Origin of the sequence: Mesorhizobium sp. B2-8-5, assembly GCF_006440675.2 — a bacterium.
Taxonomy (GTDB): domain Bacteria; phylum Pseudomonadota; class Alphaproteobacteria; order Rhizobiales; family Rhizobiaceae; genus Mesorhizobium.
In genome coordinates this window covers 1,163,944-1,180,058 of the sequence record NZ_CP083951.1, presented here as the reverse complement: position 1 = coordinate 1,180,058, position 16,115 = coordinate 1,163,944, and the positions used below count along the sequence as shown (strand labels likewise).

15 protein-coding genes are annotated in these 16,115 nt (G+C 65.5%); 10 read left to right on the top strand and 5 right to left on the bottom strand.

Annotation, left to right across the window (positions count from 1 at the left end; all coding sequences use genetic code 11):
- Positions 1 to 129: 129 nt before the first annotated feature.
- Positions 130 to 1,413 (bottom strand): MFS transporter, encoded by a 1,284-nt coding sequence (locus tag FJ430_RS05705; protein WP_140647006.1) that lies wholly within the window; start codon positions 1,411 to 1,413, stop codon positions 130 to 132.
- A gap of 78 nt (positions 1,414 to 1,491) precedes the next feature.
- Between FJ430_RS05705 and FJ430_RS05700 the strand changes: the two genes are divergently transcribed.
- Together FJ430_RS05700 and FJ430_RS05695 are read left to right on the top strand one after the other, a co-directional pair.
- The gene (locus FJ430_RS05700; RefSeq protein WP_140710963.1) at positions 1,492 to 2,100 is read left to right on the top strand and encodes a TetR/AcrR family transcriptional regulator; all 609 of its coding nucleotides are present in this window, start codon (positions 1,492 to 1,494) and stop codon (positions 2,098 to 2,100) included.
- A 44-nt stretch (positions 2,101 to 2,144) separates the two neighbouring features.
- Positions 2,145 to 2,735 (top strand): hypothetical protein, encoded by a 591-nt coding sequence (locus FJ430_RS05695; RefSeq protein WP_140710961.1) that lies wholly within the window; start codon positions 2,145 to 2,147, stop codon positions 2,733 to 2,735.
- 16 nt (positions 2,736 to 2,751) lie between these two features.
- Here FJ430_RS05695 and FJ430_RS05690 read toward each other — a convergent pair whose 3' ends face one another.
- On the bottom strand, positions 2,752 to 3,363 hold the full coding sequence (locus tag FJ430_RS05690) for a TetR/AcrR family transcriptional regulator (protein WP_181175594.1): 612 nt from the start codon (positions 3,361 to 3,363) through the stop codon (positions 2,752 to 2,754).
- An 80-nt stretch (positions 3,364 to 3,443) separates the two neighbouring features.
- Between FJ430_RS05690 and FJ430_RS05685 the strand changes: the two genes are divergently transcribed.
- The 6 genes from FJ430_RS05685 to FJ430_RS05660 all read left to right on the top strand — a co-directional run bounded on the left by FJ430_RS05685 (position 3,444) and on the right by FJ430_RS05660 (position 12,269).
- Positions 3,444 to 5,156: an MFS transporter gene (locus FJ430_RS05685; protein ID WP_140710957.1), complete on the top strand. Its 1,713-nt coding sequence runs from the start codon at positions 3,444 to 3,446 to the stop codon at positions 5,154 to 5,156.
- A gap of 96 nt (positions 5,157 to 5,252) precedes the next feature.
- Complete coding sequence (locus FJ430_RS05680; RefSeq protein ID WP_140710955.1) at positions 5,253 to 7,328, top strand: 3-hydroxyacyl-CoA dehydrogenase NAD-binding domain-containing protein; 2,076 nt, start codon at positions 5,253 to 5,255, stop codon at positions 7,326 to 7,328.
- 168 nt (positions 7,329 to 7,496) lie between these two features.
- The gene (locus tag FJ430_RS05675) at positions 7,497 to 8,522 is read left to right on the top strand and encodes a BMP family protein (RefSeq protein WP_140710953.1); all 1,026 of its coding nucleotides are present in this window, start codon (positions 7,497 to 7,499) and stop codon (positions 8,520 to 8,522) included.
- Between the two features lie 230 nt (positions 8,523 to 8,752).
- The gene (locus FJ430_RS05670; RefSeq protein WP_140710951.1) at positions 8,753 to 10,273 is read left to right on the top strand and encodes an ABC transporter ATP-binding protein; all 1,521 of its coding nucleotides are present in this window, start codon (positions 8,753 to 8,755) and stop codon (positions 10,271 to 10,273) included.
- Positions 10,273 to 11,328 carry an ABC transporter permease gene (locus tag FJ430_RS05665; protein ID WP_140710949.1) on the top strand — a complete coding sequence of 352 codons (1,056 nt, stop codon included), beginning with the start codon at positions 10,273 to 10,275 and terminating at the stop codon, positions 11,326 to 11,328. The genes FJ430_RS05670 and FJ430_RS05665 overlap by 1 nt, the downstream gene beginning before the upstream one ends.
- Positions 11,325 to 12,269 carry an ABC transporter permease gene (locus tag FJ430_RS05660; RefSeq protein WP_140710947.1) on the top strand — a complete coding sequence of 315 codons (945 nt, stop codon included), beginning with the start codon at positions 11,325 to 11,327 and terminating at the stop codon, positions 12,267 to 12,269. The genes FJ430_RS05665 and FJ430_RS05660 overlap by 4 nt, the downstream gene beginning before the upstream one ends.
- 247 nt (positions 12,270 to 12,516) lie before the next feature.
- Here FJ430_RS05660 and FJ430_RS05655 read toward each other — a convergent pair whose 3' ends face one another.
- Complete coding sequence (locus FJ430_RS05655; protein ID WP_140710945.1) at positions 12,517 to 13,284, bottom strand: SDR family NAD(P)-dependent oxidoreductase; 768 nt, start codon at positions 13,282 to 13,284, stop codon at positions 12,517 to 12,519.
- A gap of 297 nt (positions 13,285 to 13,581) precedes the next feature.
- Between FJ430_RS05655 and FJ430_RS05650 the strand changes: the two genes are divergently transcribed.
- Positions 13,582 to 13,737, top strand: a complete 156-nt coding sequence (locus tag FJ430_RS05650) for a hypothetical protein (protein ID WP_140647018.1) — start codon at positions 13,582 to 13,584, stop codon at positions 13,735 to 13,737.
- 155 nt (positions 13,738 to 13,892) lie between these two features.
- The gene (locus tag FJ430_RS05645; protein WP_140710943.1) at positions 13,893 to 14,831 is read left to right on the top strand and encodes an LLM class flavin-dependent oxidoreductase; all 939 of its coding nucleotides are present in this window, start codon (positions 13,893 to 13,895) and stop codon (positions 14,829 to 14,831) included.
- An 11-nt stretch (positions 14,832 to 14,842) separates the two neighbouring features.
- On the opposite strand, the gene FJ430_RS05640 is transcribed toward FJ430_RS05645, so the two are convergent.
- Positions 14,843 to 15,757, bottom strand: coding sequence for a sigma-70 family RNA polymerase sigma factor (locus tag FJ430_RS05640; protein ID WP_319022999.1), 915 nt, complete (start codon positions 15,755 to 15,757; stop codon positions 14,843 to 14,845).
- Positions 15,758 to 15,765: 8 nt separating this feature from the next.
- Complete coding sequence (locus tag FJ430_RS05635; RefSeq protein ID WP_140710939.1) at positions 15,766 to 16,080, bottom strand: putative quinol monooxygenase; 315 nt, start codon at positions 16,078 to 16,080, stop codon at positions 15,766 to 15,768.
- Between the last annotated feature and the right edge of the window lie 35 nt (positions 16,081 to 16,115).

Below are 16,115 nucleotides of genomic sequence, written 5' to 3'. Positions count from 1 at the left end.
ATTCGGGTCAGGACGAGCCGAAAACGGCGGTCTCCGAGAACCGGAGCGGAGCGTACTCAAAGTGCGTGAGCACCGGAAGCGTAGGAGACTGCTGTTTGCAGGCCGGCCTCACCCGAATATCGACATGCCTCAAGCCGCCTGCGCCTCCGGCTCGAAAGCCGGCCTGTCGGTGTTGATCAGCAACGAGATGCAGGCCGCCGCGATCCCGGTCATCCCGGCAATCAGGAACGCCAGCTCGTAATTGCCCTGCAGCTCGCGCATCGTGCCGCCGAAGGCGGCGGCCGCCGCGGCGCCCACCTGGTGGCCGGCGACGATCCAGCCGAACACGATCGGTCCGCTGCGATCGCCGAACGCCTCGTTGGCAAGCCTCAGCGTCGGCGGCACGGTGGCGATCCAGTCGAGCCCGTAGAGCACGGCGAAGATGACCAGGCTGGTCGCCGAGAAGCCTGAATAAGGCAGGTAGATCAGCGACAGGCCGCGCACCGCGTAATAGACGCCGAGGAGCTTGCGCGGATCGAAGCGGTCGGTGAGCCAGCCGGACAGCGTGGTGCCGATCAGGTCGAAAATGCCCATCATCGACAGCAGTCCGGCAGCCTGCACCTCGCCGATGCCCATATCGCCGCAGAAGGCGATGAGATGCGTGCCGACGAGGCCGTTGGTGGTGAAGCCGCAAACGAAGAAGGTGGCGAACAGATACCAGAACACCCGCGTGCCGGCAGCCCGGCGCAGCGTGTTCAGCGTATGCGCAAGGAAATTGCCCTGCGATGCGGGCGACACCGGCGGCACGTCGTCGGCATCGGCGCCGTAGCGCACCTGGCCGATCGAGGCGGGGCGCTCGGGCACCAGCAGCAGGACGAACGGGATCAGGGCCGCCGTCGCGATCGCCACGGCGATCGCCACCGGCTTCCAGCCGCCGCTCTGCGCCAGCGAGGCGATCACCGGAAGGAAGATAAGCATGCCGGTAGCGCTGGAGGCCGACATCAGCCCCATCATCAGGCCGCGATTGGTCTTGAACCAGCGGTTGACGATGGTGGCGCCCAGCACGCTCGCCACCGCGCCCGAACCGATGCCGGAAAACACGCCCCAGGTGAGGAAAAGATGCCAGGGCTCAGTCATCAACAGGCTGAGCGCGGTCGATCCGGACATCACCACTAGCGCGCCGAGCAGCGTGCGGCGCAGCCCAATGCGCTCCATCAGCGCCGCGGCGAACGGCCCGGTCAGGCCGTAGAGCAGGATGCCGACGCTGGCGGCCCAGGAGGTCACGTCACGGCGCCAGCCGAAGCTTTCTTCCAGCGGCACCATCATCACCGAGGGCGCGGAGCGAAGCCCGGCCGCGATCAAAAGGCAGAAGAAGATGACGGCAACGACGACGAATGCGTAGCGCTGGCCAAACGGGCGGGACTGGGCTATCATGTTACTGACCGGTACGTTGCAATGGGATGAAGCCATACATACGTACCGGTCAGTAACATTGTCAAGCGAGTTGTTTGCATGCCATCGGACAATAAAATTGAAGGGTCGTTGAGCGATGCCCCTGCTCCCAGGGCGGCGGACAAGATCCTGGACGTTGCGCGCGACCTGTTTTATCGCGAGGGCATCCGGGCGATCGGCGTCGACGAGATCGTCAAGCGCGCCGGCGTCACCAAGCCGAGCCTCTACCGCAGCTTCCCGTCCAAGGACGAGCTTGCCGCCTCCTATCTGCGCAAATACGACCTGGAATTCTGGGAGCGCTTCGACGAGGCCGTCGACGCGCATCCAGGCAATCCGCGCGCGCAGATCATCGCTTTCCTGACCCGGGTCGGCAAACGCACGCAAAAGCCGGATTATCGCGGCTGCGGCATGACCAACGCGGCGGTCGAATATCCGGAACATGGCCATCCTGCGCGTGTCGTCAGCGAGAACAACAAGCAGGAGTTGCGCCGGCGCCTGCGCGCCATGGCGGCCGCGATGGGCGCGCCCGATTCCGATACGCTGGGCGACGGCCTGCTGCTCCTCATCGAGGGCGCCTATATCAGCGGCCAGCTGTTTGGCCTGGGCGGACCGGCGGCCGCCGTCGCCCGCAACGCCGACCTCCTGATCGAAGCCAGCTTGAAGAAATAGCAATTGAAGCTACGCTTTCGGCAACTCGAACGGAGTTGTCAGCCATGCGTGCTCTTCTCATCCCGCTTGCCCTCGCCGGTTTCTGCCAAACGGCCCAGGTCGGCGAGATCTCCAGCGCCTACACCGATCTCGACTGGAAGAAGGACTGCGTGACCTATGCCCAGGCCGCGGAAGGCGACGGCGACTGGGCGAGCCTGGTCTGCTCGGGCTATCGCGGCTACCCGGTGCTGGTCGGCTACGACGACGCGCGAGAGTCTCTCTATTACGGCTTTCCATCCGACGACATGACCGCGGTCTGGGAGAGCTTCACCGCCTTCAACGGCTCGGGCCCGAAGGTCGAGTGGCGCATCGAAACCAATGGCGATGTCGCCATTCCCTTCGCCGCCATCCACCGCCGCTCGATCAGCGACCCGCAGGACGAGAAGAAATCGACCGATGTGCTGGTCGTCGCCAAGGTGGCGCAACCGGAAGAGCATCAGGGCTGCACCGTCGGCCTGGTTCTAGCCACCGGCAACCCGCAGGCCAACGACCAGGCGCGCAAGCTCGCCGACGACAAGGCGAAGACCTTCGCCTGCCGCAAGGACAAGCGCGAAGTGATCGGCGACGTGCCCGCGTTCGGCCGGGTGGACAACTAACCGCGACCGGGCTTGGTCAGCCTTCCCCGGCCTCCAGATGCCGGCTCAGCATCAGCCGCAATTCCTCCAGCACGCCGTCGCGCAGCCGCTTCTCGCCGATCAGCGTCAGCGGAATGCGCATCAGCTGCGGCACGATCACCGCCAGCCTTTCGGCCTGTCCTGTCGGCAGCGGCGGATCGGCCGCGGCGAACAGCGTCGCGATCTGGCTGCGACGGTGCCCTCGCATGGCGCGCCGCCAGCCGTCGTCGCCCGGCAGGTCGAGCAGCGCCGAATAGGCCGGATGTCCGGCCATGAAGGTACCGAGCCGCGCGAACAGCCGGTCGGCGATCGCCGCCGCGCTCATCCCCTGCGTCCGGTCGCGCAGGTCATCGAGCTCGGCCGAAAGCGCCTCGGCGTTCTGGGCCAGGATCGCCTGCGCCACCGCCTGCTTGGTCGGGAAGAACAGATAGAGCGTGCCGATGGCGGCGCCCGCCTTGGCGGCGATCTCGGTCATGGTCGTTGCGTCGAAACCCTTCTCGACGAACAGCTCCGAGGCCGCCGCCATCAGCGCGGCGACACGGTCACGGCCTCTTTTTTGCTGCGGCGCGCGCGGCTGCGGCACAGTTACGCTTGATTTTTCCGAGGCCATCCTCATATTCCAAACCTGAGACTATCCTCATATATAGCCTGCCGGCCCTCGACGCGCCAGCAGCGCCGGATCTGAACGCCATGACCATCGCAAGACAGGACCGCCCACAGAGCCACAAATGGATGGTTCTGAGCAACACCACGCTCGGCATGCTGGCCGCAGCCATCAACGGTTCGATCCTTTTGATAAGCCTGCCGGCGGTGTTTCGCGGCATCGGCCTCAAGGCGCTCGACCCCGGCAACATCAATTACCTGCTCTGGGCGATCATCGGCTACATGATCGCCACCGCCGTGCTGGTCGTCGCCTTCGGCCGGCTGGGCGATCAGTTCGGCCGGGCGAAGATGTACAATCTCGGTTTCGCCATCTTCACCGCCGCCTCCATCGCGCTCAGCCTTCTGCCGGGACAAGGCGATTTCGCCGCCATGTATCTGATCGGCGTCCGCATCGTCCAGGGCATCGGCGGCGCGCTGATCATGGCCAATTCCACGGCGCTGCTCACCGACGCCTTCCCCGAGAACGAACGCGGCTTCGCGCTCGGCATCAATGTCGTGGCGGCGATCGGCGGCCAGTTCATCGGCCTTTTGATCGGCGGACTGCTCGCCGACACCGACTGGCGGCTGGTGTTCTGGATCAACGTGCCGTTCGGGCTTGTCGGCACCATCTGGGCCTATCTCAAGCTGCACGACGCGCCGAACCGCTCCAGCCACACAATCGATTGGCTCGGCAATATCAGCTTCGGCCTCGGCCTGGTCATGATCCTCACCGCCATCACCTATGGCCTGCAGCCCTATGGCGACCAGGTGATGGCCTGGACCAACCCGAAAGTGCTGACGCTCTTTGCCGTCGGCATCGCTTCGCTGATCGCTTTCGTCGTCATCGAGAGCCGTGTCGCCAAGCCGATGCTCGACCTGTCGCTGTTCCGCATTCCGGGCTTCGCCTATGGCAACGTCGCCAATCTTGCGTCGGGCATCGCGCGCGGCGGCCTGCAATTCATGCTGATCGTCTGGCTGCAGGGCATCTGGCTGCCGCTGCACGGCTATTCCTTCGAGCAGACCCCGCTTTGGTCGGCGATTTTCATGCTGCCGCTCACAATCGGCTTCCTGATCGCCGGGCCGATCTCGGGCTATTTCTCCGACCGCATCGGCGGCGTGCCTTTCGCCGTTGGCGGCATGGTCGCGGGCGCGGCCAGCTTCGTCGCACTGATGCTGCTGCCCGCCGACTTCTCCTACACCGCCTTTGCCGGCCTGCTCTTCCTCAATGGCCTCGGCTCCGGCCTTTTCGTGGCGCCGAACTCGACGCAGATCATGAATTCGGTGCCGGCGCGCGAGCGCGGCCAGGCATCGGGCATGCGCGCCACCACGACCAATGCCGGGCAGGTGCTGTCGATCGGCCTGTTCTTCAGTCTGATGCTGGCCGGCCTCGCTGCCAGCCTGCCGGCGACGATGGAAGCCGGCCTTTTGGCGCAACATGTGCCGGAGGCGATCGCGCACCAGGTCGCCAACATGCCGCCGGTCGCCAGCCTGTTCGCCGCCTTCCTCGGCTACAACCCGATGGGCGAACTGATCCCGGCCGACGTGCTCCACGCTTTGCCGCCGGCCAACGCCGCGACACTGACCGGCAATCAGTTCTTCCCCGAGCTGATGTCGGGGCCGTTCAAGCACGGGCTGGTCTTCGCCTTCACCTTCTCGGCGGTCCTCTATCTGGTCGCCGCCATCGCCTCCTGGCGCGGCGGCCGCGGCGCCGAGGCGGAATTTTCAGAGAATCTGGCCGCCGAGGCAGCAAGTCGACGTTAAACGGTCAAGCGTTAGGCCAGCGCTGCATCGGGTTTCCATTCGGGTCGCTGCCTAGTAAACCCTTGCGCGATTGCAGCCGGCCTCGGGAGGTTCCGCTTGTCCAGTTTTGTCAGCGTCGCGAACGAAAACGGCGTGGCGGTGGTCACCATCGACAACCCGCCGGTCAATGCGCTGAGCTTTCACGTCCGCAAGCCGCTCCACGAGGCACTCGCCGCTTTGCGCGACGATCCCGCCGCAAGCGCGATCGTCATCGCCTGCGCCGGGCGCACCTTTGTCGCCGGCGCCGACATCACCGAATTCGGCAAGCCGGTCCAGCAGCCGGAACTACGCGCCATCATCGCCTTGCTTGAAACCATCCCCAAGCCGACGGTCGCTGCGATCCACGGCACCGCGCTCGGCGGCGGGCTGGAACTGGCATTGGGCTGCCATTTCCGCGTCGCCGACAAGGGCGCCAAGCTCGGCCTGCCCGAAGTGAAGCTCGGCCTTTTGCCGGGCGGCGGCGGCACCGTACGACTCCCACGACTTGTGGGTGCTGTGAAAGCGCTTGGCATGATCGTTTCCGGAACGCCGGTTTCGGCCGACGAAGCCAAGGCCACCGGATTGGTGGATGCGGCTTTCGATGGCGATCTGATTGTTCAGGCCATTCGTTTCGCCGGCGAAATGGTCGAGTGGGGCGGCCCGTTCACACCGGTGCGCGACCGCAACGACCGCCTTGCCGGGACCGATCTCGCCGCCTTCGACGCCCAGAGGGCGGAACTGGCCAGGAAGGCCCGCGGGCTTGAAGCGCCGCTTGCCTGCGCCGAAGCCGTGCGCAACGCGATCACCTTGCCGTTCGACGAGGCGCTTGCGGCCGAGCGGCAACTATTCCTGAAACTCGTTTCCGGCGACCAGTCGCGGGCGCAGCGGCATCTGTTCTTCGCCGAGCGCGAGGCGGCCAAGATTCCCGGCAAGGATCTGCGGAAGCGCCGGATCGAACGCGTCGGCATTATCGGCGCCGGCACCATGGGCGGCGGAATTGCCATGGCTTTCGCCAATGGCGGTCTTCCGGTGACTTTGGTCGAGACCAGCGAGGAAGCGCTGCGGCGCGGGCTGGCGACGATCGACAAGAACTATGCCGTTTCGGTCAGCCGCGGCTCGTTGACGGACGAGGCCAAGCAGAAGCGACTCGGACTGTTCAAGGGCAGCACCGACTATGCCGACCTTGCCCATTGCGATCTGATCATCGAGGCCGTGTTCGAGGATATGGCGGTGAAGAAGGAGGTGTTCGGCAGGCTTGACGCCATCGCCAGGCCCGGCGCCATCCTCGCCACCAACACCTCCTATCTCGACGTGAACGAAATCGCCGCCTCGACCTCGCGTCCAGGGGACATGCTCGGCATGCATTTCTTTTCGCCGGCAAACGTCATGAAGCTCCTGGAGATCGTGCGGGCCGAAAAGACCGCGCCCGACGTGCTGGCGACGGTCACCGATCTCGCCCGGCGCATCGGCAAGGTGGCGGTGGTCGTCGGCGTCTGCCATGGTTTTGTCGGCAACCGCATGCTGGCCGCGCGCGGCGCGGAGAACGAAGCGCTGTTGCTCGAAGGTGCAACGCCCGCTCAGGTCGACAAGGCGTTCACCGATTTCGGCTGGCCGATGGGGCCGTTCCAGATGGGCGACATCGCCGGCCTCGACATCGGCTGGCGCAACCGCAAGGCGCGCGGCCAGACGGCGGTGATCGCCGATACGCTGTGCGAGCAGAGCCATTTCGGCCAGAAGACCGGGCGTGGCTGGTACCGCTATGAGAGCGGCGCGCGGGAGCCGGTTGCCGATCCGGAGGTCGAGGCGTTGATCCGCGCCAAGGCGGAAGAACTGAGCATAGCGCGGCGCCAGATCGGCGCCGACGAGATCATCGAGCGCACGCTTTACCCGCTGGTCAACGAAGGCGCGAAGATCCTCGAGGAAGGCATCGCCGCGCGGGCGTCCGATATCGATGTCGTCTGGGTCAACGGCTACGGCTTCCCGATCGGCAAGGGCGGACCGATGTTCTGGGCCGGACTTGAAGGCGCGGCGAAGATCGTCGAGCGGTTGGAGCATTGGCATGGGCGGACCGGCAGGGCGATCTTCGAGCCGGCGCCGGTGCTGAGAAAGTTTGCCGAGACGGGGGCTTGGGAAGGTGCGGGCGACGCCCCATAACTTCGTCATTCCAGGGCGAAGCGAAGCGTAGACCCGAGGATGACGAACGCGAGGCGGCACAACAAATTTGACCATGTGGACAAATCTCAACCACCGTTCCATAGTCTCTCGTCTGACATTTTTTTGAACGGCCGGCTCGACACGGCTGTCGAACAGAGGGGCACTTCAATGGAAAACGAACGTAGCAAGACGCAACGCGCCGGCTTGTCGCGGCGCAACGTGCTGGAACTCGGCGCGCTCGGCCTCGCGGCGACCATGCTGCCCGGCGCGGCCTTCGCCAAGGACAAGAAGCTGAAGGTGGCGGCGATCTTCGCCACGCCGATCGAGGAGCCGTGGGATAATCAGATCCATGTCGCCCTGCAGAAGGCCGAGAAGGAACTGGGCATCGAATACAAATGGTCGGAAAAGGTGCAGACCGCCGACTTCAGCCGCGTGATGCGCGAATATGCGCAGGGCGGCTACCAGCTGGTGCTGGGCGACGCTTTCGCCGCCGAGCGTGAATCGCGCCGCACGGCAAAACAATTCCCGAAGACGGCGTGGCTGTTCGGCTCGGGCGCTGGGCCCGCCGAGCCGAATTTCGGCGTCTTCGACAACTGGATCCACGAACCGGCCTATCTCTCCGGCATGATCGCGGGAAAGATGTCGAAGTCGGGCACGGTTGGCGCGGTCGCAGCGATGGGCATTCCGGAAGTCAACCGGCTGGTCAACGCCTTCTTCGCCGGCGCCAAGGAGGTCAATCCGAACGTCAAGAAGAAGGTCGCTTTCATCGGTTCGTTCTTCGATCCGCCCAAGGCCAAGGAAGCGGCCGTGGCGCAGATCGATGCCGGCGTCGACGTCATCTATGCCGAGCGCTTCGGCGTCATCGAGGCGGCGGTCGAGAAGAAGATTTTCGCCATCTCCAACATGTCCGACCAGTCGAGCCTCGGGCCCGATACGGTCATCACCGGCCCGGTCTGGGACATGTACCCGACGGTCGAGCAAGCGATCAAGCTGGTCAAGGCCGGCGTCTTCACCGCGCAGGACTATGGCGATTTCTCGCGCATGGCCAAGGGCGGCTCGTATCTGGCGCCCTTCCACAAGTTCGACAAGACGCTGCCGGCAGAGGTGAAGGACCTGGTCGAGAAGAAGAAGGCCGAGATCCTCGAAGGCAATTTCCGCGTCGACGTCGACGAGAACACGCCGGTTTCGGATTGACGCCTGGTTGAGGGGCGGCGCGAGGCCCCCCTCTCTGTCCTGCCGGACATCTCCCCCTCGAGGGGGGAGATTGGCGGTTCCGTCGACGGCGCTCGATCTTTCAACATTGAAAGTTGGCGAAGGCCGCCGTGACATCTGATCTTTCCCGTGAGGGGAAGATGGCCGGCCGGCCAGAGGGGGGTGCAGCGCTACCCTCCATGGTTGGCCGGATCGCAAATCCAGGAGCACCCTTGTCCGCCCCACTCATCGAAATGCGCGGCATCACCAAGAGCTTCGGCGCCGTCAAGGCGAACGAGGCCGTCGACCTCAGCGTGGCGCCGGGCGAGATCCTCGGCCTGCTTGGCGAGAACGGCGCCGGCAAGACGACGCTGATGAACGTGCTGTTCGGCGCCTATGCGCCGGACGCCGGCGAGATCCTGGTCGAAGGCAGGCCCGTCGCCATCCACAATTCGGCCGATGCGCTCGCCGCCGGCATCGGCATGGTGCACCAGCATTTCCACCTCGCGCCGCGGCTGACGGTGCTGGAAAACCTCCTGATCGGCATTCCCGGCAAATCCGGCCGCATCGACCGTGCGCGCGGGCTTGCCCGCCTGGACGAAATCAGCCGGCAGTATGGGCTGAGCCTCGACCCAAGCCTGCCGGTCTCGGCGCTGTCGGTCGGCGAGCAGCAGCGGCTGGAGATCATCAAGGCGCTGTTTCGCGGCGCCAGGCTTTTGATCCTCGACGAACCGACGGCGGTGCTGGCGCCTTCTGAGGTCGATGGCCTGTTCGCCGCCCTGCGCTCGATGGCGGCGCAAGGGCTCGGCATCATCTTCATCTCGCATAAGCTGAATGAAGTTCGCGCCCTCACCCATCGCTGCGTGGTGCTGCGCCACGGCAAGGTCGCCGGCCGCGTCGACCATCCGGCAAGTACCACATCGGCGGAAATGGCGAAGCTGATGTGCGGCCACGAAATCGTGCCACCGGTCAAGGAGGCTTCGACGCCCGGCGCCGCCGCGCTGACGCTCGACGGCATTTCCACCTCCGGCCATGCCGGCACGCCGCTGCGCGACGTCTCGCTTCTCGTCCGCGCGGGCGAGATCCTGGGCATCGCCGGCGTCTCCGGCAACGGCCAGCGGGCGCTCGCCGACGTCATTTCCGGCATGCTGGCGCCCAAGGCCGGCGCGATGACGATAGCCGGCAAAGCGGTTGCGCAATTTTCGCCGCGCGAGCTGCAGGCGTTCGGCCTCGGCCGCATACCGGAAGACCGGATGACGACCGGCCTCGTCACCAATCTGCCTTTGGCCGACTCCATGGTGCTGCCGCGTATCGGCACCGAGGCCTTCAGCCGCAGGGGGCTGCTCGATCCGGCCGCGATCCGTGCCTTCGCCGAAGCGCAGATCAAGGCCTACGATATTCGCTGCCCCGGCCCGATGGTGCGCGCCGGCGCGCTGTCCGGCGGCAATCTGCAGAAGGCGCTGCTGGCGCGTGAACTCGCCTTCGATCCGAAAGTGCTGATCGTCTCGCAGCCGACGCGCGGGCTCGATATCGGCGCCGCCCGCTTCATCCACGAGAAGTTCCTGGCCATGCGCGCCAAGGGCTGCGGCATCATCGTCATCGGCGAGGACCTCGAGGAATTGCTGATGCTCTCGGATCGCATCGCCGTGATGTATGAGGGCCGCATCGCCGGCACGCTTCCCAGCGCGCATGCCACCGTCGCAAGGCTCGGCCTGATGATGACCGGCGCAGGGCGCACCGAGGAGGCGGCCTGATGTTTCGCCTCGAAGCCCGCACCTCGACACCCGCCTGGTTCAATCTCGCGCTGCCGCTGTTGGCCATCGCCGCGACGCTCATCCTGTGCAGCGGCCTGATCGCCATTGCCGGCGCCGGCGTGGTCGAAGCCTATGGCGTGATGCTGTCCGCCTCGCTCGGCGACAGCTACGCCCTCACGGAAACCCTGGTGCGCGCCGCACCCATGATCTTCACCGGCCTTGCGGTGGCCATCGCCTTCCGCGCAAAATTCTGGAACATCGGCGCCGAGGGCCAATTGCTCGCCGGCGCGGTGGCAAGCTGCTTCGTCGGCGCCATCCCGATGCCGGGCTATCTCGCCATGCTGTTGATGGCGCTGGCGGGCGCCGCGGCAGGCGCGCTCGTCGCGCTGGTCCCCGCCACTTTGCGCGTAAGATTCAAGGTCGACGACGTGGTGAGCTCGCTGCTCTTCAACTCGGTCATCTATTACGCGCTGATGGCGCTGATCGAGGGGCCGTGGAAGGACACCTTCTCCGGCTATCCGATCTCGCCGCCGATCGAGGACTCGGCCAATTTCCCGGTGCTGGTCGAGGGCACAAGGCTGCATCTCGGCGTGGTCGTGGCGCTGATCGCCGCACCCCTTTGCTGGTTCCTGATCGCGCGCACCACGCTCGGCTTCAGGATTCGCGTCACCGGCGAGAACCCGGAAGCCGCGCGCTATGGCGGCATCAATGTGCAGCGGGTGCTCCTGTCCACCGCGCTGCTCTCCGGCGCGCTGGCCGGGCTCGCCGGCGTCGGCGAGGTCGGCGGCGTGCACTTCCAGGTGATGAGCGACATCTCGCCGGGCTATGGTTATTCGGGCATCGTCGTCGCGATGCTTGCCAGGCTCAACCCGCTCGGCGTGGTGCCGGCGGCGATCTTCCTGGCCGCGGTCATGACCGGCGCCGAGGCGATGTCGCGCGCCACCGGCGTGCCGGCTTTCCTCAGCGACGTCATTCAGGGCACGGCGCTGCTGGCCATGCTGGTGGCGCTGCTGTTCACCGCCTACCGCGTCCGCCGCGTGGGAGCGCAGACATGAGTGCGGTGTTCGAGCAGATTTTCCAGGTCGGCTTCCTCGCCGCCATCATCCGCATCGCCACGCCGCTCGCCTTCGCCACGCTGGGCGAAATGTTTTCCGAGCGCGCAGGCGTGCTCAATCTCGGCATCGAGGGCATCATGCTGTTGTCGGCGATGGCGGGCTTCACCGCCGCCAGCCTGAGCGGCAGCCTGTGGCTGGGCGTGCTTGTCGCGGTGTTGACCGGCATGCTGATGGGCGCGCTGCATGCGCTGTTCACGGTGGCACTCGGCCTCAGCCAGCATGTCTGCGGCATCGGCGTGACATTGTTCTCATCCGGCCTTGCCTACTTCCTCTATCGGCTGATCTTCGGCCAGCAATCGGTGCCGCCAAGCATTACCGGCTTCAAGCCGCTGGCTATCCCGCTGCTCTCGGACATTCCGGTTCTAGGCCCGGCCGTGTTCAACCAGTTCACGCTCGTTTATCTCGCCATCATCGCCGTCCCGCTCGCTGCCTTCGTGCTCTACCGCACGCCGTGGGGACTGTCCGTGCGCATGGTCGGCGAGAACCCGCGCGCGGCGGACTCGGCCGGCGTCAGCGTGATCGCCACACGCTTTCAGGCGGTGATCCTCGGCGGCGCCCTGATGGGCCTTGCCGGCGCCTTCCTCACCATGGCGCAGTTCAACGCCTTCACCTTCGGCGTCGTCTCCGGTCGTGGCTGGGTGGCGATCGCGCTGGTGGTGTTCGGCCGCTGGGATCCCTGGCGCTCGGCGGGCGCCGCGCTGCTCTTCGCCTTCGTCGACGCGCTGCAGCTCAGGATGCAAGCGAGCGGCCTCGGCCAGGTCCCCTACGAAGCGTTCCTGATGCTGCCTTTCATCTTCACCATCGTCGCCATGGCCGTCATGTCGCGCAACGCCGTGGCGCCATCGGCGCTGCTGAAGCCGTTTCGGAGGGAAGAGCGGTAGACGAGCAGGCGTCCTTTCCTCTCCCTCCGGACGGGGGAGAGGTGGCGCTGCGAAGCAGCGACGGAGTGGGGGGAACCACCTTGCAACCGTCGCCAACGAATCTTGCAACCGTCGCCAACGAATATTGAAATGGGGCCCAGGCGCAAGAGTATTTCGGCACCGCGCCAAGAGTCGACCCCCACTCCGTCGAGCTACGCTCGACACCTCTCCCCCGATCGACGGGGGAGAGGAAGGCGCCAAGCTGGCCTCAAATCGCCGTAAACCCATTGTCCACGAACAGATGCGCGCCGTTGACGAAGCTCGATTCGTCGCTGGCCAAAAACAGCGCGGCCTTCGCCACTTCCTCCGGCTCGCCGATGCGGCCCTGCTGCGCGGCCATCGCCGCGTCCGAGACGTCGACGCCGAGCTTGCCGAGATCGGCCACCTCGCGCAAGCCATGCGGCGTGCGGATGAAGCCGGGGCAGACGGCGTTGCAGCGGATGTTGCGGTCGCGGAATTCCACCGCGATGGCGCGGGCAAACATGTGGCAGGCGCCCTTGGTGGTGTCGTAGAGCACTTCGTTCGGCGTCGCCGCCACGGCCGAGATCGACGATGTGCAGACGATCGAGCCGCCGCCGGCGGCGATCATGCCGGGCAGCACAGCGCGCGTCATCAGGAACATCGAGCGCACGTTGACGGCATGCAGCCAGTCCCATTCCTGCAGGCTTGTTTCCAGGAATGGCTTGATGACGATGGTGCCGGCGTGGTTGAACAGCACCGTGACCGGGCCGAGCTTTTCCGTCGCCGCCTTCACCGCCGCCTCGACCTGTGCTTCGTCCGAAACGTCGGCCACGAAATGCTCGGCGACATGGCCCCGCGCCCGGATCGCCGCGGCGGTCTTGCCGGCCGCCTCGCCGTTGCGGTCGATGATTGCCACCTTTGCGCCTTCGGCGGCAAACAATTCCGAAGCCGCCCCGCCCATGCCCGTCGCACCGCCCGAAACGATAGCGACCTTGCCCGCCAGCCTTCCACCCATTCTTATTGCTCCTTCAGTGCCGCCCATATCGGCCCAAGCGATGCTATCCGTCATGCGCGAGGCGGCCAAGACCGTTCGAGCGATTGGATATTGTGCCTGTGAACGCCGCGAAAACGGCTGATTTTCAACCCGTTCGGCCAGATTGCCCATGTCCCGATATCGGCTACATCGCCTGCGCTGCGAGTATGAAAAACCACGATCCGCCCTCTTTTAAAAAATCATTCCAGGAATCGCTCGAAAATAACAATCGACAAAGTCTACTAACTTTATAGATTAATGGCCGTGACGGAGGTCGATATGTCCTATAGCCAGAACGCCCAGACCGCCCGCAAGGGGCAAAGGCTGACTGCCGATCAAAGCTGGAGGCCCGCCTATGGCGGCACCTTCGCCTATCTCGTCTTCGCGCTTGCGTTCGTGTTCACCGGCGCGGTGATCCTGGGGCTGATCCCCTGATCCAAGGCGGGCCCAGACCCGCCGTCAAACAATCTGAGTCGAGCAATCGGAGTGGAAAACTGGCCGGGCGCCAGGGCGTCGTCGCGCGCCAGCGTCTCAGGTCTGGTTAGAAGGCTTTTGAAGCGGGGCGACCCAACGTGATGGAGGAGATGGCAATGCCGATCGAGTTCACGCATGTTCCAGGCAAGCCTGCCAATGGCAGCTTCTTCTACGACTTCGCCGAAACCGCGACCAGACTGTCGCTGATCGAGGACGCCGGTTTCCGCAGGCTGGTGGTGGACGATCCGGCCGGGCTGCTCACCAATATGGACATCGCCGCGCAGACGCTCGACCGCACCGGTTCGCTCGAAGTCGTCTTGACGCATTGGGCCGGCGTGATCGAGCCGACGGTGGCGGCAAGGCAGCTCGCGGCGCTCGACCGCAAAAGCGGCGGCCGCTTGTCGCTTCGCATGCTGAGCGAACCGCTGGAAGACGGCGACGCCGAGGCCCGGCCCGTTGGCCACAGCGTGGTGTGGCAGCGCATCGACGAATATCTGGTGCTGTTGAAGCGCCTGTGGTCGAACGACAGGCCCTTCGACCATGAAGGCGCCTTTTACAGCGTCAAAGGCGGCTTCGTGCCGCGCAAGGCCCCGCATGGCGCCGACCTCGCCATCCGTCTCGGCGGGCAGTCCAGCACGGCCTTGAAGGTCGTCGGAAAGCATGCCTATGTCTTCGAGCTGGCCGCCGGTTCGCCGGACGAGGTCGCGCAACTGATGCGGCGCGTGCGCGGCGCCGCGGCGGAACATGGCCGCGCCGGCAGGTTGCGCTTCGCGCTGCCTGTCCGCATTCACCCGGACGGCCGGACGGGCACTTCGGATCACAAGGCGATCGAGCTTGCCGGGCCGCCGGCGCGGATTGCCCTGGCACTGCTGCCCTATGCCGCGCTTGGCATCGAGGAGTTCATGATCGGTGGCATCGACCGCCCAAGCGACATCGCCCGCATCGGGCGCGAGACGATCACGCTGGTCGCGAATTCGCTGGCACGGCGCGAGGTGGAGGTTCCGCAACCGGGGATCCTTGCGTCCCAGACCTTCCCTGAGATCCACCTTCGCTAACGCCGGCCTCCCTACGGCTGGGATGAGTAATCCAGGCCGTCCATGACGTAATCCGCGAACAGGAAATCGCGGATGCCGGCGATCCGGCCGTTCTCCCAATCGATGAGAATGAAGTAGCGCGGCGGCCCGTCCGGACGCTCCGGACTGGTGACCAGGATGGCGGGCCGGCCTTCGACAAGGCCGGTCGTGAAATGCCAATGCGTTTCGTCGGCATAGCGGCCGAAATAGTTGCCGACATATTCCTTGCCGTCGGCGCGCAAGCGGTTGACCAGCTCGAGCTTCACGTCCTCGGCCAGCAGGCCGCGCAAGGCATCGAAGTCCCTGGCGTTGAAGGCGGCCACATAGTCGCCGAGGCGTCGCACGTCCTGCCGGTCGAGCGCCGGGCGGGGCGGCGCCATGCGCGGCGCGGCCGCCAGCTTGCGCAGGCTCTCGCGGCCCCGCTGCAGCGCGCCTTTGATCGCCGTGTCGGAGGTTTCGAGGATTTCGCCGATCTCCTCCAGGCTGTGTCCCAGCACATCCTTCAGCACGACCGTGCATCTTTGCGCCGGCGGCAGTTGCATCAGCTCGGCTAGGCTCGCCTCGGCGGCCATGCGCGCATCCAGCGCCGAATTCTCGTCGGCGATCATGTCGAGCTCGACCTCGCTTTCGCGCCCTCGCAAGCGGGTCCGCTTGCGCAGGAAATCGAGGGCCGCGTTGTGCGCGATGCGAAACAGCCAGGGTTCGGTCTTGTCGGGCATGTCGCCATTCCTCACCGCCACGAAGCCTTTGGCCAAAGCCTCCTGGACGATGTCTTCGCCATCGATGACGGATCCGACCATGCGCGAAGCGTAGCGGTGCAGCTTGGCCCTCAGGCCGGCGGCCTCGCGCTCGAAGGCGCGAAGCCTGGTTTCGGTCGCCGCAACGGACTGATCCTGCAAACCGGTCACGCGTCCTCCTAGTCTTCTATCCCGCCCGTATGGGAATAGGTCGTGTGACCCATCATGCTCTCGCCGGCGGCCAGCTCGACGATGCTCTTCATGTAATCGGCGAAGCGGGGATCGCCGCGGAAGGCGGCGATGTCCTGCGCCGAACGCCATTGCGAGATATTGGCGACCTTGCTGCCGTCGTCGCCGACGACCACCGACGACGACAGCGAGCCCGGCTGCTTGCTGAAGAAGGCCCTCGTGCCCTCGGCAAGCGTCTTGGCGAGTTCCTGCTGCTTGCCCGGCTTGGCGGTGAAGACGTTGATCAGGGTCACTGTGGTCGACATGGCTTGGCTCCGTTTGTCCTGATGGCGGAGGCCGT